This is a genomic window from Streptomyces zaehneri (assembly GCF_032248645.1).
GTDB lineage: Bacteria > Actinomycetota > Actinomycetes > Streptomycetales > Streptomycetaceae > Streptomyces > Streptomyces coriariae.
In genome coordinates this window covers 29,988-48,624 of the sequence record NZ_JASTTJ010000015.1, presented here as the reverse complement: position 1 = coordinate 48,624, position 18,637 = coordinate 29,988, and the positions used below count along the sequence as shown (strand labels likewise).

16 protein-coding genes are annotated in these 18,637 nt (G+C 72.4%); 10 read left to right on the top strand and 6 right to left on the bottom strand.

The genetic code is table 11. The features are described from left to right. Positions 1–122: 122 nt before the first annotated feature. Positions 123–1,742, bottom strand: coding sequence for a trypsin-like peptidase domain-containing protein (locus QQM72_RS23915; RefSeq protein ID WP_314222920.1), 1,620 nt, complete (start codon positions 1,740–1,742; stop codon positions 123–125). Between the two features lie 281 nt (positions 1,743–2,023). Between QQM72_RS23915 and QQM72_RS23910 the strand changes: the two genes are divergently transcribed. From QQM72_RS23910 to QQM72_RS23900, 3 genes are all read left to right on the top strand, one after another. After that, positions 2,024–2,860 carry a glycerophosphodiester phosphodiesterase gene (locus tag QQM72_RS23910; protein WP_314222919.1) on the top strand — a complete coding sequence of 279 codons (837 nt, stop codon included), beginning with the start codon at positions 2,024–2,026 and terminating at the stop codon, positions 2,858–2,860. A gap of 183 nt (positions 2,861–3,043) precedes the next feature. After that, a complete protein-coding gene (locus QQM72_RS23905; RefSeq protein ID WP_314222918.1) occupies positions 3,044–3,682 on the top strand; it encodes an ATP-binding protein in 639 nt (212 codons plus the stop codon). A gap of 325 nt (positions 3,683–4,007) precedes the next feature. Next, entirely contained in the window at positions 4,008–4,973 is a 966-nt protein-coding gene (locus QQM72_RS23900) for a DUF5926 family protein (protein ID WP_054242183.1), read from the top strand. A gap of 277 nt (positions 4,974–5,250) precedes the next feature. Here the strand turns inward: QQM72_RS23900 and QQM72_RS23895 are convergent, their stop codons facing one another. Further along, entirely contained in the window at positions 5,251–5,805 is a 555-nt protein-coding gene (locus tag QQM72_RS23895; RefSeq protein ID WP_314222917.1) for a hypothetical protein, read from the bottom strand. 56 nt (positions 5,806–5,861) lie between these two features. Next, complete coding sequence (locus QQM72_RS23890) at positions 5,862–6,527, bottom strand: bifunctional DNA primase/polymerase (protein ID WP_020132756.1); 666 nt, start codon at positions 6,525–6,527, stop codon at positions 5,862–5,864. 524 nt (positions 6,528–7,051) lie between these two features. Here QQM72_RS23890 and QQM72_RS23885 point away from each other — a divergent pair. From QQM72_RS23885 to QQM72_RS23870, 4 genes are all read left to right on the top strand, one after another. After that, the gene (locus QQM72_RS23885) at positions 7,052–8,587 is read left to right on the top strand and encodes a PP2C family protein-serine/threonine phosphatase (protein ID WP_314223034.1); all 1,536 of its coding nucleotides are present in this window, start codon (positions 7,052–7,054) and stop codon (positions 8,585–8,587) included. Between the two features lie 105 nt (positions 8,588–8,692). After that, complete coding sequence (locus QQM72_RS23880; protein ID WP_314222916.1) at positions 8,693–10,186, top strand: aminopeptidase P family protein; 1,494 nt, start codon at positions 8,693–8,695, stop codon at positions 10,184–10,186. A 129-nt stretch (positions 10,187–10,315) separates the two neighbouring features. Continuing rightward, complete coding sequence (gene pdxR / locus QQM72_RS23875) at positions 10,316–11,683, top strand: MocR-like pyridoxine biosynthesis transcription factor PdxR (protein ID WP_314222915.1); 1,368 nt, start codon at positions 10,316–10,318, stop codon at positions 11,681–11,683. A 359-nt stretch (positions 11,684–12,042) separates the two neighbouring features. Further along, on the top strand, positions 12,043–13,260 hold the full coding sequence (locus QQM72_RS23870) for an MFS transporter (protein ID WP_314222914.1): 1,218 nt from the start codon (positions 12,043–12,045) through the stop codon (positions 13,258–13,260). A gap of 193 nt (positions 13,261–13,453) precedes the next feature. Here the strand turns inward: QQM72_RS23870 and QQM72_RS23865 are convergent, their stop codons facing one another. From QQM72_RS23865 to QQM72_RS23855, 3 genes are all read right to left on the bottom strand, one after another. Further along, a complete protein-coding gene (locus tag QQM72_RS23865; protein ID WP_314222913.1) occupies positions 13,454–14,287 on the bottom strand; it encodes a triphosphoribosyl-dephospho-CoA synthase in 834 nt (277 codons plus the stop codon). A 9-nt stretch (positions 14,288–14,296) separates the two neighbouring features. Next, positions 14,297–15,238: an intradiol ring-cleavage dioxygenase gene (locus QQM72_RS23860; RefSeq protein WP_449657436.1), complete on the bottom strand. Its 942-nt coding sequence runs from the start codon at positions 15,236–15,238 to the stop codon at positions 14,297–14,299. A gap of 149 nt (positions 15,239–15,387) precedes the next feature. Then, entirely contained in the window at positions 15,388–15,849 is a 462-nt protein-coding gene (locus QQM72_RS23855; protein ID WP_314222911.1) for an ATP-binding protein, read from the bottom strand. Between the two features lie 242 nt (positions 15,850–16,091). On the opposite strand from QQM72_RS23855, the gene QQM72_RS23850 reads away from it, so the two are divergent. From QQM72_RS23850 to QQM72_RS23840, 3 genes are all read left to right on the top strand, one after another. After that, positions 16,092–16,955 (top strand): hypothetical protein, encoded by an 864-nt coding sequence (locus tag QQM72_RS23850; RefSeq protein WP_314222910.1) that lies wholly within the window; start codon positions 16,092–16,094, stop codon positions 16,953–16,955. Between the two features lie 125 nt (positions 16,956–17,080). Continuing rightward, on the top strand, positions 17,081–17,845 hold the full coding sequence (locus QQM72_RS23845) for a YcnI family copper-binding membrane protein (RefSeq protein ID WP_314222909.1): 765 nt from the start codon (positions 17,081–17,083) through the stop codon (positions 17,843–17,845). A gap of 138 nt (positions 17,846–17,983) precedes the next feature. After that, positions 17,984–18,634, top strand: a complete 651-nt coding sequence (locus QQM72_RS23840; RefSeq protein ID WP_314222908.1) for an SCO family protein — start codon at positions 17,984–17,986, stop codon at positions 18,632–18,634. Positions 18,635–18,637: the final 3 nt, after the last annotated feature.

Sequence of the window (18,637 nt, the reverse complement as noted above, 5' to 3'; positions counted from 1 at the left end):
GCTTCCTGCACACCGCCTCGTTCAGTGACCGTTCCCGTGGGCCGCTCGGGCCACCCGCCCCGCGCCGTTCTTGACCGGCGGCGCGGGGTACGGGGCAACGGGCGGGCACGCGCGCGTGGGCGTCAGCTGTCGCCCTTGCGGGAGCCGAGGGTGAGGTCGACGGTGTGGGACTTGCCGTCGCGCTCGTAGGTGATCGTGACCTTGTCGCCGGGCTGGTGGGTCCAGATCTCGCCGATGAGGGTCGGGCCGCTGTCGATCACCATGTCGTCGAGCTTGACGATGACGTCGCCGGGCTTGAGGCCGGCCTGGGCCGCCGGGCCGCCCGTCTCGACCGCGGAGGCCCCGCCCTCGGCCGTGTCGGTGATCTTCGCGCCCTCGGTGGAGTCCGCCAGGGAGACGGACGCGCCGATCTTGGCGTACACCGGCTCGCCGGTCTTGATCAGCTGCTGGGCGACGTACCTGGCCTGGTTGATCGGGATGGCGAAGCCGAGGCCGATCGAGCCGGACTGGGTGGTACCGCCCAGGCCGCCGCTGCCGGTGGACTGGATCGCGGAGTTGATGCCGATGACGTTGCCCGAGGCGTCCAGCAGCGGGCCACCGGAGTTGCCCGGGTTGATCGAGGCGTCCGTCTGGAGGGCGCTCATGTAGGAGGCGGCGCTGCTGGTGCCGTCGCTGGAGGCCACCGGGCGGTTCTTCGCGCTGATGATGCCCGTCGTGACCGTGTTGGACAGGCCGAAGGGGGCGCCGATCGCGATCGTCGAGTCGCCGACCGCCACCTTGTCGGAGTCGCCGAGGGTGAGCGGCTTCAGGTCCGAGGGGGCGTTCTTGAGCTTGATGACGGCGACGTCGTAGCCCTGGGCGTGCCCGACGACCTCGGCGTCGTACTTCTTGCCGTCCGGGAAGGTGGCCGTCACCTTGCCGCCGTCGACCGCGTCCGCGACGACGTGGTTGTTGGTGACGATGTGGCCCTGGGTGTCGAAGACGAAGCCGGTGCCGGTGCCGCCCTCGCCGCTGCTGGACTCGGCCTCGATCGTGACCGTGCTGGGCAGTGCCTTGGCGGCGACCCCGGCGACCGTGCCCGGGTCGCGCTTGACGTCGCCGCCGTTGGTGGAGGCGGAGACGGTCGTCGAGCCGGTGTCGTCGTCGTTCTTGGCCAGCGTGTAGCCGAGTCCGCCGCCCAGGCCGCCCGCGACCAGCGCGGCGACCAGGACCGCTGCGACGAGCCCGCCGCGGCCACGGCCCGACTTGGGCGCGGGCTGCTGGTAGGAGGCACCCCAGACGGTCCCGCCGGGACCACCGGGGCCGCCAGGGCCACCGGCCGCACCGGGGCCACCGGCGAGGTCGGCGGAGCCGGGGGTGCCGTACGCGTGCGTGCCGGCCCCGGCGTCGGCGTAGACGGGCGTCGCCGGGGCCGGGTTCGGCCAGTCGTCGGCGGCGGCCGGGGCTCCCTGCCGGGCCGGGGCGGCCTGCGGAGCGGCCGGCGGCGGCCAGTCACCCTCGACCGGGGCCGGCGCTCCCTGCGGGGCGGTGGGCGGCGGCCAGTGGCCCTCGGGCGCACCCGCGGAGGCGTGACCGGCTTCCGGTGCCTGCGCGGGCGCCGCCGGGAGCGGAGTCGTGGGCGCGCCGGAGTCGGGCGCGGGCGCCTGCGGGGAGGCCGAGGGAGATTCCACCGGCACGGGGGGTGCGGACGGGGCCGGGGGTACCTGGGTGCCCTCGCTCTTGCCCTCGTTCTCGGTGCTCACAGCTCTTCTCCTCGATCCACGGCTGTTGTCGTCGGTCGCACTGGGTCACGCTCGTCGGCGCTTGTCGCGCTTTCGCGCGCTTTGTCGTCGACCCCGCGCGCTGAAGCTGTGCATGTGCTTTTGTACGTCTCAGCTTTTCCCACGGGCCGTCAGAGCACCATAAGCGGTGGCTGTGGGTCCTTGGCCATTCCTTATATGGGTCATTACGCACAATAAGTGCGCATCATCGAAACATCTCAGAGGGTTCTCAGACGACCGGGCGCCGATGGCACCATGACGCGGTGACCCACGCACGGCAGCACCACATTCAAGTCGTCGCCCACCGCGGGGCTTCCGAGGAGGCCCCCGAGCACACCCTGGCCGCGTACAAGAAGGCGATCGAGGACGGTGCGGACGCCCTCGAGTGCGATGTACGGCTGACCGCGGACGGCCATCTCGTCTGCGTGCACGACCGTCGCGTCAACCGTACGTCGAACGGCCGCGGGGCGGTCTCCGCCCTGGAGCTCGCCGACCTCGCGGCGCTGGACTTCGGCTCCTGGAAGACACGGGAGGCCCGCGAGGCCTGGCACGCGCGCGAGGAGGACCCCGACTGGGAGGTCCGGCCCGAGGACCGCGAGGAGACCTCCGTCCTGACCCTGGAGCGGCTGCTGGAGCTCGTCTCCGACGCGGGGCGCCGGGTGGAGCTGGCCATCGAGACCAAGCATCCGACGCGCTGGGCCGGACAGGTGGAGGAGAGGCTGCTGGTGCTGCTGAAGCGGTTCGGCCTGGACGCGCCGGTCTCGGCGGCGGAGTCCCCGGTGCGGATCATGAGCTTCTCGGCCCGCTCGCTGCATCGCGTGCGCGCGGCCGCGCCCACGGTGCCGACGGTCTACCTGATGCAGTTCGTCTCGCCCCGGCTGCGCGACGGGCGGCTGCCCGCGGGGGTCGGGATCGCCGGCCCCTCGATCCGGATCGTGCGCAACCATCCGGCGTACATCGAGCGCCTGAAGGGGGCCGGTCACCAGGTGCACGTGTGGACCGTGAACGAGACGGAGGACGTCGACCTCTGCGTCGAGCTGGGTGTCGACGCCATCATCACCAACCGCCCGGGCGAGGTGCTGCGACGGCTGGGGCGCTGAACCGTGCCCGGCGGGAGTCACAGAAGTCCCGGAAGTCACAGAAGCCCCGTCCATACCTCTTGACCCCACAGCGCCGGTACAGCATCCTCCGTTCTCAGCCATACCGTCCAAATCCAGCCACTCACTGACAGGCCCCTCACAGGGAGTGCTCCGGCGCGTTCGGTCCGTGTTCGTTCATGACGAATGCGTCTCCGGGGCCGCATTGGCCGGTTTCCGGTACAGGCCAATGGGGCATCCACACCGTGGCGTGGGGCGAAGGAGGTCTCGGGGGTGGCGTTGGTGGTGGCACAGGAGGTGCCCGCGTCGTCGAGCATGGCCGTACCCCATGGCCCTGCGGGCGTGGGTAATGCGAGACACCGCATGCGCGATCAGTTGCGCACGGGCGGGGTGTCGGAATCGGTCATCGACGACGCCGTACTGATCCTTTCCGAACTTTTGAGCAATGCGTGCAAGCACGGCAGGCCACTGGGCGACGCCCTGGCCGGAGACGGCGACGTCCGGGCCGCATGGCGTGTCGATCAGGGGGGCCGACTGGTGGTCGAGGTGACCGACGGCGGCGGCCCGACCCGTCCGGCCCCGGCCACCCCCTCCGTCACCGCGCACGGCGGCCGCGGGCTCAACATCATCACGTCCCTGGCCGCCGACTGGGGCGTCCGGGACGACGCCCGCGGCGAGGTCACGGTCTGGGTCGTCGTCGACGCGGACGTCTACGACCCCGACGCGGGCTGCCGGCGCGACGATTTCGCCTCCCGGGTCGCGGCCCCGTCGGTGGCGTCGATGCCCGGCCTGGACTTCGCGGACGCGTTCGACGACCTGGACTAGACCGCAGACGGTCGGAACAGCCGTCAGAACAGCCGGAGACGGTCGGACCCGTCGCCGGAACAGTCGCAGACGGTCGGACCCGTCGTCGAACCCGTCGTCGGAACAGTCGCAGACGGTCGGACCCGTCGTCGGACCCGTCGTCAGAACCGCCGGAGGCAGCCGGAGACGGTCGGGGAGAGTCGCCGAAGGACCGGGGAGATCCGCGGGGCCGAGCGCGGTGATCGTCCGTCCACAGCCCCCGCGTCGTCCACAGGTTCCCGTGACGGAGCGTACGAACGGCTAGGCTCCCGCCGTACCAGACGAGCCGTACCCGGGAGACACCCAGATGGCCAAGAAGCGCCCCCAGACGAAGGCCAAGCGGCCGCAGCCCACCGACGCGGACATCCCGGTCGTCGGCGCGCGGGAGCCCTGCCCGTGCGGCAGCGGCCGCCGCTACAAGGCCTGTCACGGCCGGGCCGCCGCACATGCCGTGACCGAGCTGGTGCAGCGCCCCTTCGAGGGCCTGCCGGGTGAGGGCGACTGGGTGGCACTGCGTGAGTTGGTGCCGGCCGCCACGGTCGAGCTGCCGCTCAAGGGCGGTCTGCCCGAGGGCGTCCCGTCCGTCACGCTCGCCACGGTGCTGCCGATGGCATGGCCCGCGCTGCGCCGCGACGACGGCTCGGTGCTGCTCGGCCTGCAGAACGACACGCCGTCGGGCGACATCAGCCGCGACCTGGCCGACACCCTGCGGCGGGCCCTGGACGCCGACCCCGGCACTCCGGTGCAGGCGCGCCGCGCACCGGCCGACGGTCCGCGGATGCAGGATCTGCTCGACGCCGAAGGCGTGTTCGAGCCAGTTGTGCACAGCGGCTTCGAGTTCTGGGTCCCGGACCCGGAGAACGCCGCGCCGGAGGTGGCCGCCTCCCTGGAGCGCGCCAACGCCGCGGCCATCCCGACCGTGAAGCTGACCGGTGTGGACGCCGCGTACTGGTGCGAGACGCCGGAGAAGAACCACCTGCGCTGGGTCATGCCGCATCCGGAGGAGCGGCTTTTGGACGCCCTCGCGCGGCTGCACGCGGCGGGCCGTTCGAGCCTCGGCGAGGGCACGCGCCTGGTCGGCTCCTTCCGGGCGCACGGCCTGACGGTGCCGGTCTGGGACCTGCCGAGCGCGGTCACGGCGGACGACGTGGAGAAGCCGGCGGCCGAGTTCGCCGAGCGGCTCGCCACCGCCCTGGCCTCGGACGCGCCGCTCACGGCCGACGAGCGCCGCGCGCGGGGCGGCCTGACCAACCGACAGGTGACGCTCAGCTGACGTACAGCTACGGACCCCGGCCGAACTGAACGACCGGTCAGCACCCCTTGCGTCGGCGGGTGGCGTGACTCCGCTCACAACTCCCGCCCGCTCAGGGTGAGTCGGCGCGAGAAGCGCCGTTTCGCCGGTGTCCGGAATACCGATGAAAACAAGAGATCGAATTTGCCTGGAGCAGATCTCTTGTTACCGTTCGAGTTGCCCGGTTGCTGATGCATCCCCCGTCGTCAGCAACCGGGTCTTTTCATGCCCGGAACTGTTTACAGGGTTCGGTCGCATGTCAACTGCCCACATCCGACTGGGAGTTGCTCCCGGAGCGCAGCAGAAGCGGCCCGGCGCCGGTCGCTCGCGCGAACTCCGCGACCGCCGTGTACGCCGCCAGATCGCCGCGGGTCCGCTCATGGGGTGTCTCGCAGGATTCCGGCTCGTCCTCGGCGCCCACGGCACAGCGCGTGCGCACGGTGCGGCCCTCGGGCCCCATGAGGCTCAGGAAGGCGTACAGGGCGCGCCCGGTGGCGTTGCGGTAGTAGGTGCGCGCCCAGCTGTCCTCACCCTGGGACAGCACGCAGGTCTGCGCCTCCACGCCGTCGGGGGAGGTGAGTTCGGGGCCACAGCGGGCAGCGGTCGCCAGCCCCGGGCCGAGCAGCAGCGGGGACCTGGAGGGTTCGACGGGCGGCGCCTTCGGATCCGTACCGTCGGTGGCATGGGTATCGGCCACTTCGGCCGCGCCGGCCGTACGCCCTTCGTCGCCCACCGGCCCCGCGGACGCCATGGCCAGGGGCAGCGCGATCGCGCCCGCCACGGCGCCCACGAGGGCGAGGAGACGAAGGTTCATGTAGCGGAAGATAGAGGGCGAGCGCCGGCGTCCTGACCGGCGCGCACCCGACACCCCTACAACTCGGGTGCGCTCACACCCGTACGAGTGAGGGCGTCGACGACGGCGTCCACCACGGCCTCGACGTCGGGCACCCAGGGCGAGGCCGAACCGGGCAGCGGCGCGCGCTCCCACCGGATGTCGCCGCGACCCGTCTCGGACGGCGGCAGGGCGATGTAGCCGCCCTCGCCGTGGAAGCGCAGGGAGCCGGGCACGAAGTCCTTGGCGTAGAGCAGCTCACCCAGCTGCTCCATCGTGTACGGCCGGACGAGGATCGACCAGCGGGTGGGCGAGGCGACGACCGGGCCGAGACGTATGCCCTGGCGGTCGAGCGCCACGAGCGCGCGCGAGGCCGCGAGGGCGGGGAGGCTGACCGCGCAGGGGGCCGTGCCCCCGGTGGCCAGGATGATCGGTGCGGTCGGCCGGTTGGTCCACCACCAGCGCACCATGCGCGCTTCGGTGGTGGCCGCGAGCAGGCCGGGGTCGAAGGGGTGAGCACCGGGGACCGTGCACTCCGGGTCGGGACAGCCGCAGCGGGAACGCCCCTGCGGGTCCGCCGTCACGCCCGGGAGGACGGGCCACTGCCATTCCGTCGCGAAGGTCAGGGCCGAGTCGATCAACTCAGGTCCTCTGTCGCTGGACTGGGACAGGAGCCTGCGTCGCTTTCCGAGGATCTCGCGCATGAGCGCTCGTTCCTTTCCGTTGCACCGCTGGCAACACCGTGGGCCACATCACATCGTGTGTCGATCACTTCACTGTGCGTACCTGTTGGCGCATCACACCCCTGTACGAGACAGGGGGAACCCCTCAGGGTCGAGCGGTGACTGCTTCCGCGGCCACTCCGTCCGACGTGCATCCATCTCATGCCTGGGCGTGGCGTGGGGTGGCGAAGTCTGGCGTTTGCCGTCGCGCGTATTTCTCTCCGCCTCCGCCACGGGAGGATGGGGCACGGTCGTCGATGACTATGACGCCCGGGCCGGTCACCAGGTTCCGGAAGGCTCCCAACGAGCTCCCAACGACACCTGGCCCTTACCGAGTACGTACCCATCAAGACCGCTGTGACGCTCCGTGGAGCAAGCCCAGTCGACCGCAATCACCCGTTACCCGAGGCATTTTTAAGCCAACTTTACAATTCCGCAAGGGAGCCGGAAGAACTGTGCCCGATTCTCCCAAAGAGCCCACGGACACCAGCAAGCCCAGCAGGACAATGCTGGACATCCCCTCACGAGTGCGTGTACATGTGGAGACACCGCTAGCGGCGCAGAATGACATGGGGGTTTGCGATGCTTTTGAGCAATACGCTCCGGTCCGAGAGCCGGACACCATGAACGCCCCTCACCCTCCGAAAGTGGCCGGAATCGATTCAACGGTTCCCTCACCCGCACACACTGTCGCGCCCGCGCCCGCCACCCCGGGCTCCCCGACGGTCCCTGCCGCCCCCACCAGCGCACCCGGCTCCACCGGCCCGGGCGTCCTCCTGACCGACCGGCTCGCCGGCTGGGTCTCCGATCTCACCACCCTCCACGAACTCACCGAACGCCTGGCCCGCACGGACGCGCTGCCGGAGACCCTCCAGGAAATGCTGCACGCCGGAGCCGCCCTCGTGGGCGCCCGGCGCGGTCTCGTGGTCCTCGAGCCCGCCGACCGGCTGGGGCCGGACACCATGATCGGACTGGGCCTCGGCCGCGCCGATCTCGGCCACATCGAGACCGTGCCGCGCAGCGCCCTGTCCTACGGCCGCATCCTCGAGGGGCTGCCCGGCGGCGAGGGGGAGATCGCCGAGCCCGACCTGTTCGCCGAGGACGGCATGGACCCCCGTCACCGGGAGGTGGCCGCACGCCTCGGTTACGCCGCCAGCTACGCGCTGCCCCTGGAGACGGACGGCGCTTCCGGCCGCCTGGGCGCGGCCGTATGGCTCTACGACGAGCCCGCCGAGCCGAACGAGCGTCAGCGCCACCTGATCGGCCTGTACGTCCGGTACGCCGCCGAGCACCTGGCGCGGCTCCTGGAGCTCGAACGCACACGCGCGTGCATGAAGACGATGGCCGAGGAGCTGCTGCCCTCCCGGCTGCCGCGCGTACCCGGTGTCCAGCTCGCCGCCCGGCATCACACCGGCCCGCGCGGGGGCGGCGACTGGTACGACGCGCTGCCGCTGCCGGACGCCGCGCTGGGCCTCGCCGTCGGATCCGTCACCGGGTCCGGGCCGAGCGCGGTCGCCGCGATGGGCCGACTGCGCGCCTCCCTGCGGGCGTACGCCGTGATGGAGGGCGAGGACCCGGTCGCCGTCCTGTCCGACCTGGAGCTGCTGCTGCGGCTGACCGAGCCCGCCCGGTCCGCCACCGCCCTGTTCGCCTACTGCGAACCCGCCCTGCGCAAGATCACTCTGGCCGGCGCCGGGCACTGCCCGCCGCTGCTGGTCGGCGAGCGGCGCACGGAGTTCGTCGAGACCTCCGTCTCCGCCCCGCTGGGCATGCTCGCCTGCTGGGAGGCGCCGAGCGTCGAAATGGAGGCCGAGCCGGGCGAGACGGTTCTGCTCTACACGGACGGCCTGCTGCACCGCACCGGCGAGCCCGTCGACCGTGCCTTCGCCCGGCTGCACGCGGCCGCCGCGGGGGTTCCGCGACCGCTGCGGCACGACCCGGGCGCGATCGCCGACCACGTGCTGCGCACCCTCCTGCCGGACGGCGCGGCCGAACGGGACAGCGACGAGGACGTGGTGCTGCTGGCGGCCCGCTTCGAGTAGCACGGCCGTAACACCCGGTGACCGGCCCGGCAACAGGTCCATCGGCCCTGGGCCCCCTTACGTACGACCGTACGATGGAGGGGGTCCAGTGCCGTATCAAGGAGGATGACCGTGGCCGACGAGCTCACCCCGGCTGTGCCGGATGATGCTGCTACCGCAGCGGGCCCGGAGACTGAGTCCGAGGAGCCCATCAAGCAGCGGAAGAACGGCCTGTACCCAGGCGTCTCCGACGAGCTGGCCGAGAGCATGAAGTCCGGCTGGGCCGACACGGAACTGCGCGACCTGGAGCCGATCGCCCAGGCCGCCGAGACCGCCGCCCGCCGTGCCGCGCTCTCCGCGCGCTTCCCGGGCGAGCGCCTGGTGGTCCCCGCGGGCAACCTGAAGACCCGCTCGAACGACACCGAATACGCCTTCCGCGCCTCCGTCGAGTACGCGTACCTCACCGGCAACCAGACGGAGGACGGCGTCCTCGTACTGGAGCCCGTCGCCGACGGCCACCAGGCCACCGTCTACCTGCTGCCGCGCTCCGACCGCGAGAACGGCGAGTTCTGGCTGTCCGGCCAGGGCGAGCTGTGGGTCGGCCGCAGGCACTCTCTCACCGAGGCGGAGCGGCTGTACGGCATCCCGGCCTCCGACGTGCGCGAGCTGGCGGACAAGCTGCGCGAGGCAACCGGCCCGGTGCGGGTCGTGCGCGGCCATGACGCGGACATCGAGGCGGCCCTGACCGACAAGGTCACCGCCGAGCGCGACGACGAACTGCGCGTCTTCCTCTCCGAGGCCCGCCTCGTCAAGGACGACTTCGAGATCGGCGAGCTCCAGAAGGCCGTCGACTCGACGGTCCGCGGCTTCGAGGACGTCGTGAAGGTCCTGGACAAGGCCGAGGCGACGAGCGAGCGCTACATCGAGGGAACGTTCTTCCTGCGCGCCCGCGTGGAGGGCAACGACATCGGCTACGGCACCATCGCCGCCGCCGGTCCGCACGCCTGCACGCTGCACTGGGTGCGCAACGACGGCCCGGTCCGCTCCGGCGACCTGCTGCTGCTCGACGCGGGCGTCGAGACCCACACGTACTACACCGCCGACGTCACGCGCACGCTGCCGGTGAACGGCCGCTACAGCGAGATCCAGAAGAAGATCTACGACGCCGTGTACGACGCCCAGGAGGCCGGTATCGAGGCCGTCAAACCGGGCGGCAAGTACCGCGACTTCCACGACGCCGCACAGCGCGTGCTGACCGAACGGCTCGTCGAGTGGGGCCTGGTCGAAGGCCCGGTCGAACGCGTCCTGGAGCTCGGCCTCCAGCGCCGCTGGACGCTGCACGGCACCGGTCACATGCTCGGCATGGACGTCCACGACTGCGCCGCCGCGCGCGTGGAGTCGTACGTCGACGGGACGCTGGAGCCCGGCATGGTGCTGACGGTCGAGCCCGGCCTGTACTTCCAGGCCGACGACCTGACGGTGCCCGAGGAGTACCGGGGGATCGGCGTCCGGATCGAGGACGACATCCTCGTCACGGAGGACGGCAACCGGAACCTGTCGGACGGCCTGCCGCGCCGCTCCGACGAGGTCGAGGCCTGGATGGCGTCACTGAAGGTCTGACACATCGCTGATCGATGGCCGGGTACTGGTGGGTGCCCGGCCATTCGCCTGTCCAGGAGGACTTCCGTCCGGGGGAACTTCCGTTCAGGAGGACTTCCGTCCAGGGGCGCTTCTGTCTAGGGGGACTGCGTGAACGACTTCTGGTCCGGTGTCGGCGTCGACCTGCACCTGGAACCGGATGCCGCCGAAGGGCGGCGGGCCGGGCTGGAACGGGCGCTGCGGGACGCCGTGCGGGAGGGACGGCTGGCGCCCGGCAGCCGGCTGCCGGCCACCCGGCGGCTCGCGGCCGAGACCGGCATCTCGCGCAACACGGTGAAGGCCGCCTACGACCAACTGGTCGCCGAGGGCTATCTGACGGCGCGGCAGGGCTCGGGCACCCGGGTCGCGGCCCTGCCGTCCGACGCCGCCGAACCGCCGGGCACCGCCGCACGCGCGCGTGAGCCGCGTTTCGACCTGCGGCCCGGGAGCCCGGACGTCGGGGCGTTCCCGGCCGCGGCCTGGCTGCGCGCGCTGCGCCGGGCCATCGCGACGGCGCCCTCACTGGCGTACGACTACGGCGACCCGCGCGGCCGCATCGAACTGCGCACCGCGCTCTCGGGGTACCTGGGGCGGGCGCGGGGCATCATCGCGCCGCCCGAGCGGATCGTGATCACCTCCGGGTACGTGCAGGGCCTCGCGCTCCTCACGCGCGTGCTGGGCGACGTCGGCATCGCGATGGAGGACCCTGGGCTGCCCTTCCACCGCGAGGTGGTACGACGCAACGGCGGGACCGTGACGCCGGTACCGGTGGACGAGCGCGGGGTGCGCGTCGGGGAACTGGGCGACGTGGGGGCAGTGGTCGTCACGCCCGCGCACCAGTACCCGACGGGTGTGACGTTGCACCCGGGGCGGCGGCGGGCGCTGACGGAGTGGGCACGCGCGCGTGACGGGCTGATCGTCGAGGACGACTACGACGGGGAGTTCCGCTACGACCGGCAGCCGGTCGGCGCGCTCCAGGGGATCGCGCCGGGGCAGGTCGTCTATCTCGGCACCGCCTCCAAGACGCTCGGGCCCGCGCTGCGGCTCGGCTGGATGGTGCTGCCGCCGCAACTGGTGGAATCGGTCGCCGACGCCAAGCTGCACAGCGACCACCACACCGAGTCCATCGGGCAGCTCGCACTGACCGAGCTGATCCACAGCCACGCCTACGACCGGCACGTACGCGCGTGCCGGCTGCGCTACCGCCGCCGCAGGGACCTGCTCCTGGAACGGGTGGGCGCGGACCGGGGCGTGCGCGGCATCGCGGCCGGGCTGCACGCGCTGGTGGAGGTCGGCGACGAGGCGGAGGTACTGGCGCGGGCGGAGGCGGAGGGGCTCGCGGTGGGCCGTCTCGGCGAGCACTGGCACACTCCCGGCCCGGGACACCCGCAGGGGTTGGTCGTGGGGTACGGCACACCCCGGGAGCGGCTGTATCCGGAGGCCCTGGACGTGCTGACGAAGGTCCTGGGCCGGGACTGACCGAAGCGGGACCCGGGACTGACCGGACCGGACCATGATCGGGCCGGGCCGGCTCCGGTCGGCTCCGGTTGGGCCGGCTCCGGTCGGCTCCGGTTGGGCCGGCTCCGGTCGGCTCCGGTTGGGCCGGCTCCGGTCGGCTCCGGTTGGGCCGGCTCCGGTTAGGCCGGGCCAGGCAGGCAGGCAGGCAGGCGAGCGGGCGAGCGGGCGAGCGGGCGAGCGGGCGAGCGGGCGAGCGGGCGAGCGGGCGGGGCCATGATCGAAACAGACCGGACGGACCATGGTCGGACCGTGATTGGGCCAGTTTCACGGCCTGTGATTGGTGCTGTCGAGCGGCCCACCGCGGCTCTAGCGTCATCGGTATGTCGAAGATTCACCCACGGCGGCTGCTCGCGCTCGCCCAGTTGAGCAATTCGGTCGGGGACGGCGCGTACTACACGACGTCGGCCCTGTACTTCACCCAGGTGATCGGTCTCGCCCCTGCGCGCGTGGGCCTCGGGCTCACCCTCGGGTGGGCGGTCGGCTCGGTGGCCGGGGTGCCGCTGGGGCGACTGGCCGACCGGCGCGGGGCGCGCGGGACGGCGGTACTGCTGGCCCTCGCGACCGGGCTGGCGGTGGCGTCCTTCACCCTCGTGCGCGGGTTCGTGCCGTTCGTGCTCGTGGCGTGCGGGTACGCGGCCGCGCAGTCGGGGCTCGCGGCGGCCCGGCAGGCCCTGCTGGCCGGGCTGGTGCCCGCCGGGGAGCGGACGGGGCTGCTCGCGCGGCTCCAGGCGACCCTGAACGCGGGCCTGGCGGTGGGCGCCGGGCTCGGCGGGCTCGCGCTGAACGCCGGGACACGGGAGGCGTACCTCGGGGTGCTCGTGGTCGACGCGGTGAGCTTCCTGGTGTGCGCGTCGCTGCTCGCCCGGCTGCCCCGGGTGGCTCCCGGAAGGGTCCGGCCGCGCGGGGGCGGCCTGGGTGTGCTGCGGGACCGGCCGTACGCCCTGGTGGCGCTGCTGAACACCGTGCTGCTGCTGCGGATGCCGCTGCTCAGTCTGGTGCTGCCGCTGTGGATCACCGAGCGGACCGGGGCGCCCGCCTGGCTGGTCTCCGCGCTGTTCGTGCTCAACACCGCCGTGGTGACGGTGTTCCAGGTGCGGGCGGCGCGCGGCGTGACGGGGTTGGCGAGCGCCACGCGCGCGGTGCGTCGGGCGGGCTGGGTGATGTGTGCCGCGTGCGCGGTGTTCGCCCTGTCCGCGGGTGCCTCGCCGTGGGTGGCGGCGGGCGTGCTGGTGCTGGGGTCGGTGCTTCAGGTGGTCGCGGAGATGGGGCAGTCCGCGGGCTCCTGGCAGCTCTCCTTCGACCTGGCGCCGGCCGACCGGGTCGGCGAGTACCAGGGGCTGTTCGGCACCGGTGTCACGGTGGCCCGCACCCTCGGTCCGCTGGTCCTGACCTGGCTCCTGGTCGAGTGGGGCACACCGGGCTGGCTGCTGCTGGGCGCGGCGATTGTCGCGGCGTCCTACGCGATGGGCCCGGCGGCCCGGAGGGCCGCGGCCGTCCGGACGACCGGGCCCTCGGCCGCGTTGGTCCCGGCGAGTTGACGGCGGCGCACACCCTCAGCTCGCCCCGAGCCCGCCCCGAGCCCGCCATGAGCACGCCCCGAGCCCGCCATGAGCACGCCCCGAGCCCGCCCCGAGCACGCGCTGAGGCGGCCCGCGGAGCACCGCCGCCATCGCCCGTCGCCGTCGCCGTCGCGACACGCCGTCGCCACCGCCGCCGGTGCCCGTGTCCGGCTCAGGCCGCCCGGGTCAGTGCGGCGACCGGCAGGGCGTCCACGAAGAGCGCGCCCGCCAGGAGCCCCGCGCTGCCGCGTGGGCTCCACGCGCGCGCGTGGAGGTCGGTGTCGAGTTCGGTCAGGGCCGCGCGGCCCGCCGGGGTCGCCGTGCCGCCCGCCTCCAGGATGCCGCGGGCACCGGCCTGCACATGACGCAGCCCCAGCGGGCCCGCGGTGTGCAGGAGTTCGGTGTCCTGGAGGGTGGACATGACGGTGAGCAGGGCGTCGAGCCGCGCCTCGGACTCGTCCGCGCCTGCCGACCGGGCCGCGGCGAGCGCGTCCAGGGCCCGCCGTACGTGCGGGAATCCGGCGCGTGCCTCGCCGCGGGCGCCGGCCGCGCCGTACTTCGCCGAGACGGTCGCGCCCCGCGAGGGCCGCCGTGGAGCGGCCCGGTCGGGGTGGGCGGCGATCCGCTTGGCGGTCGCGGCGACCTCGACGCCCCGCGCGCGGGTGTCCAGGGCGGCCGCCGCGACCAGCAGGCCGAGCGTCCACAGCGCACCCCGGTGCCCGCCGCCGGCCAGGCCCACCGAGTGCTCGGTGCACCTCCCGATCGCGCCCAGCTCCGCGCGGAGCCGGGGCGTGGGTTCGCCGGTGCGGCGGGCGGCCGCGGCCATCGCCGCGAGGCCGGGTGCGAGCGCCTTGGCCGACCAGCGCAGCCCGCAGTGGTCCTTGCGGGTGACGCGGGCTGCCAGGTCACGTGGGTCGGGCAGGCCCGGCTTGGGAGCCAGGGCCAGTTGCCCCGTCAGCGCGGCCACCGCGGCCTGCGCGAGCGCCTCGTCCTCACGGCTTGTCATGTCCCGACCTTATGAGGAGGCGGAGACCGACGGGGCGTCGCTCGGCGGGGTGCCCGTCGGAGCGTCGCCCGGGGCGCCGCTGGGGGGCGTACCGCCGCCGCCTGAGCCGCCCGCGCCGGTGTTCTCGGCGTCGGGGTCGACACCCAGGGTGATGGACCCCTTGTAGCCCTTGGAGGGGTCGGCCTTGTGCACGGCCTTCAGGGTCAACAGGCCGCTGGAGGTGCCACCGCCGTCGTAGACCATGTCGTTGTCGAGGGTGGTGTAGCTGCCGGAGTGCTTGGAGTAGGGATCCAGCGTGAAGATCTCCTCGGCGATGTCGTCGGGGAAGAAGAGCTGGCCGGTGTAGTTGACCTTGCCGCCCTCGTAGGTGCCGTCCTCCTTCTGGCCGCCCGTGTGCACCTTGAGGTGGATGTGGCAGGTGCGCGGGGTGTACCAGCCGGGGAAGATCGTCTCGAACTTGACGACCCCGTTGGCGTTGGCGATCTGGTAGCCACGCAGGTAGGTGTCGTCGTCGGCGGTGGAGCCGTCCTCGCTCTCCGCCGGGGCCGAACCGCCGGGGTTGGCGGTCGTGTAGCCGGAGTAGTAACCCCAGGCGTCGCAGTGCCAGATCTCGACAGCGGCTCCGGAGACCGGCGTGCAGCCGTCGGTGGCGTCGACGACGGTGAGGCGCAGGGTCAGCGGCACACCGCTCTTGCCCTCGGTGATGTCCTTGCGCACCAAGGCACCATCGAGGTAGTACGGCCCTTCCGTGACGCTCGTCATCAGCGTCATGCAGCTGCTGCTCGTGGAGGTCGAGGTGGCGGACGCCGACGCGCTCGCCCCGTCGTCCGCAGTGTCGGCGAAGGCCGACTGGTACCCGGCGACGGCGAGTCCGCCCGCCGCGACCGTGCCGCCGGTCACCGCGAGGGCGCGGCGCCGCGTGATGGTGGAGTCTTTGTGGTTTCCCGTCATGAACATGAACGTAGGAACGCCACCAGTCAGCGGCATGGGGGAACGCTGAGAGCGACCTGTGAGTGCTGAGAAAGCTGAACTCCCGCTCCCCGAGGGCTTCTACCGGTCCTGACCGGCCAAGACCGGCGCCCGCTCCGCCTGACGAACGGTCAGACGGCCATGAGGGGAGCGTCCTTGCGCCACTTGAGGATCTTGTCGAAGCTCACCACCGCACCGCTGCGCCCCGGCTTGTTGCCGATGTGGACGTGGTCGGCGAGTTCCTGGATGAGGTAGAGGCCGCGGCCGTGCTCGGCGTAGGTGTCGCCGTACGCGGAGCGGTCCACGCGGGAGGTGCGCCCGCCGGCGAAGCCCGGCCCCGAGTCGGCGACTTCGATGCGGCACTTCTCGCCGTCGAGGTAGGCGGTGACGCGGTACGCCTCCGAACAGCCGCCGCGCGCGGCTCCCCCGCCGTGCTCGACGGCGTTCGCACAGGCCTCGCTCAGGGCGACGGAGAGGTCGTAACAGACGTCGGGATCGACGCCCGCCGTCTCCATGGTGCCGAGCAACAGGCGGCGGGCGAGCGGAACGCTCGCGGCATCGCGCCGCAGATGGAGTGACCACCAGATGCTCATGCTCCAGCCTCCAGGCCGCGGCTCGACATACCGATACCTATTGCCCCTCAAGGCCCCGCGTAAGCGCGAATTCCACGTGATGCCGCCCATATGGGGGATGCCCGGCGCCCTGAAATCGGTGTATGCAGGACTCAGGGTCATCAGTCGTACCAGTCACAACAGAAGGTGATCTTCCGCATCGTACGGAATCTTGTGGACCTGCCGTATGGCCGCGGTGCGGCCAGTGCGATGATGACCCCGCCATGACTGCCCCCCACAGCGAGCGCTCAGGTCGCGATCTACGGCTGCTGCGGGCCGCGGTGTTCGCCGCGGTCTGCGTCGTGCTGGCCGCGGCCGGGCACACCATGGCCTCCTGCGCCACGGTTCCGCTGTGGACGCTCGGCGCGGGATTCCTGGGTGCCCTCGCGATCGTGGTGCCGCTCGCCGGACGCGAGCGGTCGCTGCCGGGCATAGCGGTGCTGCTCGCGGTCGGACAGACCGTGCTGCACACGCTGTTCGGACTCGGCCAGCACACCGCCTCCGCAACCGCCTCCACCGCCACGGCGTCGGCCATGTCCGACGCCACGCTCGTCGAACGGGCGGCCCGGCTGGTGTGCGGGGCCACCGCGGCGGCGATCAGCCCCGCCCAGGCCCAGCGGATCCTCGTCGACGCGCGGCTCTACCCGAGCGGCGCCGTCCACACCGCCGGGGGCGGTACGGACATGAGCGGCATGAGCGGGATGGGTTCCGCGCATCATCCCGCGGACGCCCTGACCACCGCGGGCACGCCGATGTCCCTGCTGCCGTCCCTGCCCATGCTGCTCGGCCACGTCCTCGCGGCCGTCGCCGCCGGATGGCTGCTGCGACGCGGTGACACGGCCCTGCTGCGGCTGCTCGCCCTGTCGGCCCACGGCGTCGCCGAGGGGGCGCTCGTACGCTCCCTGCGCGGAGCGCTCGCGCTGGTGCGCGCCCTGCTCGCCGGACTGCCCGCCGCGCCCGGGGCGGGACCGCGTGTCCCGCGTCCCGCCCTGCTCGCGGCGGTGCCCGCACCCCGGACCGCCGCACTCCAGCACTCGGTGATCAGGCGCGGCCCGCCGGACGTACCCCTTCTCGTCCTCGCTGCCTGACACGACACGACCAGCACTCCACATCCGGGGGGAACGGCCGCCGTCGTGCGGCACGCGCGCGTGCGCACATCGCTGCCCACGCCTCTCCCACCCGCAGATTCACTCAGAGTGGAGTGCTCGCTGTCATGAAGGCCTCTCGTATCGCCTCCCGCGTCGCCGCCGCCGCTGCCGTCGCCGGTTCCGCCGTTCTCGTCCTGTCCGCGCCCGCCTTCGCGCACGTCAGCGTCGCCGCCGAGGGCACCGCCGCCAAGGGCGGCTACGCGGTCGTCGACTTCAAGGTTCCCAACGAGCGGGACAACGCCTCGACCACCAAGCTCGAGGTCACCTTCCCGGCCGACCACCCGCTGGCCTCCGCGATGCCGGAGCCGATCAACGGCTGGAAGATCGAGGTCACCAAGTCGAAGCTCGCCAAGCCCATCGAGCTGCACGGCAAGCAGATCTCCGAGGCCGTCACCAAGATCACCTGGACCGCCACCGGCAAGGGCATCGAGGCCGGCTACTTCCAGAAGTTCCCGGTCTCCGTCGGCGCGCTCCCCGAGGACGCCGACGAGCTCGTCTTCAAGGCGATCCAGACGTACTCCAACAAGGAGGTCGTGCGCTGGATCGAGGTCCAGGAGGACGGCGCGGAGGAGCCGGAGAACCCGGCCCCCGTGCTCGCCCTGGCCGCCGCCTCCGAGGACGAGCACTCCCACGGCACGACCGCCGAGGACGCCTCCGACGAGTCCTCCGACGACGCCAAGGCGGCCGCCTCCACGACCGAGGCGGCCTCCGACTCCGACACCAGTGACACCACCGCCCGGGTCCTCGGCGTGGTCGGCATCGTCGTCGGCGCCGCCGGCGTGGCGTACGGCGTGCTCGCCGGCCGCCGTCGGACCACGACCGAGGCCTGAGCCACACCCCCGTGTCGGGCGGCCGCCGTCGCCCGACGCCTGCTCCTCGACGGCGCGCACCGGGCCGTACGCCCTGTCGTACATCCCGCCCCGTACCCCCGGTGCGCGCCGGAGTTCACACATCTGGGACATTTTTCTATGCGCAAGAAGACGTTCGCCGTGGCCGCGCTGCTCGCCGCCGCCACCCTCACCCTCTCCGCCTGCGGCAGCGGCGACAGCGGCAGCAGCCCCGTCGCCGTCGTCTCCGGGAACGGCAAGCAGCAGGCCGCGACCGTGCTCGACCAGCCCTTCCCCAAGCCCGACCTGGTCCTCACCGACACCCAGGGCAAGAGCTACGACCTCCGCAAGGAGACCGCGGGCCACCCGACGCTCATCTACTTCGGCTACACCAACTGCCCGGACGTCTGCCCGCTGACGATGAACAACATCGCCGTCGCCAAGAAGCAGCTGTCCCAGGCCGACCAGGACGAGCTGCGCGTCGTGTTCGTCACCACCGACCCGGACCGTGACACCCCGGCCGCGCTCGGCAAGTGGCTCAAGGGCATCGACCCGCAGGTCGTCGGCCTGACCGGGAAGTTCGCGACGATCCAGGCCGCCGCCCGCACCCTCGGGATCTCCGTCGAGGCACCGCACAAGGACAAGAACGGCAAGATCGTCTCCACCCACGGCACCCAGGTCGTCGCCTTCTCCCCGAAGACCGACGGGGGATACCTCCTGTACGGCGAGAGCGCCGACGTCGACGACTACACCAAGGACCTCCCCAAGATCCTCAAGGGCGCGAACCCGTGAGGC

Excerpts from the sequence above, each read along its gene's own strand:
- QQM72_RS23905 (WP_314222918.1), top strand. The coding sequence starts at position 3,044 with ATGCGTCTCCGGGGCCGCATTGGCCGGTTTCCGGTACAGGCCAATGGG.
- QQM72_RS23900 (WP_054242183.1), top strand. The coding sequence starts at position 4,008 with ATGGCCAAGAAGCGCCCCCAGACGAAGGCCAAGCGGCCGCAGCCCACC.
- QQM72_RS23895 (WP_314222917.1), bottom strand. The coding sequence starts at position 5,805 with ATGAACCTTCGTCTCCTCGCCCTCGTGGGCGCCGTGGCGGGCGCGATC.
- QQM72_RS23890 (WP_020132756.1), bottom strand. The coding sequence starts at position 6,527 with ATGCGCGAGATCCTCGGAAAGCGACGCAGGCTCCTGTCCCAGTCCAGC.
- QQM72_RS23885 (WP_314223034.1), top strand. The coding sequence starts at position 7,052 with ATGCTGGACATCCCCTCACGAGTGCGTGTACATGTGGAGACACCGCTA.
- QQM72_RS23880 (WP_314222916.1), top strand. The coding sequence starts at position 8,693 with ATGACCGTGGCCGACGAGCTCACCCCGGCTGTGCCGGATGATGCTGCT.
- QQM72_RS23870 (WP_314222914.1), top strand. The coding sequence starts at position 12,043 with ATGTCGAAGATTCACCCACGGCGGCTGCTCGCGCTCGCCCAGTTGAGC.
- QQM72_RS23865 (WP_314222913.1), bottom strand. The coding sequence starts at position 14,287 with ATGACAAGCCGTGAGGACGAGGCGCTCGCGCAGGCCGCGGTGGCCGCG.
- QQM72_RS23860 (WP_449657436.1), bottom strand. The coding sequence starts at position 15,238 with ATGACGGGAAACCACAAAGACTCCACCATCACGCGGCGCCGCGCCCTC.
- QQM72_RS23855 (WP_314222911.1), bottom strand. The coding sequence starts at position 15,849 with ATGAGCATCTGGTGGTCACTCCATCTGCGGCGCGATGCCGCGAGCGTT.
- QQM72_RS23850 (WP_314222910.1), top strand. The coding sequence starts at position 16,092 with ATGACTGCCCCCCACAGCGAGCGCTCAGGTCGCGATCTACGGCTGCTG.
- QQM72_RS23845 (WP_314222909.1), top strand. The coding sequence starts at position 17,081 with ATGAAGGCCTCTCGTATCGCCTCCCGCGTCGCCGCCGCCGCTGCCGTC.
- QQM72_RS23840 (WP_314222908.1), top strand. The coding sequence starts at position 17,984 with ATGCGCAAGAAGACGTTCGCCGTGGCCGCGCTGCTCGCCGCCGCCACC.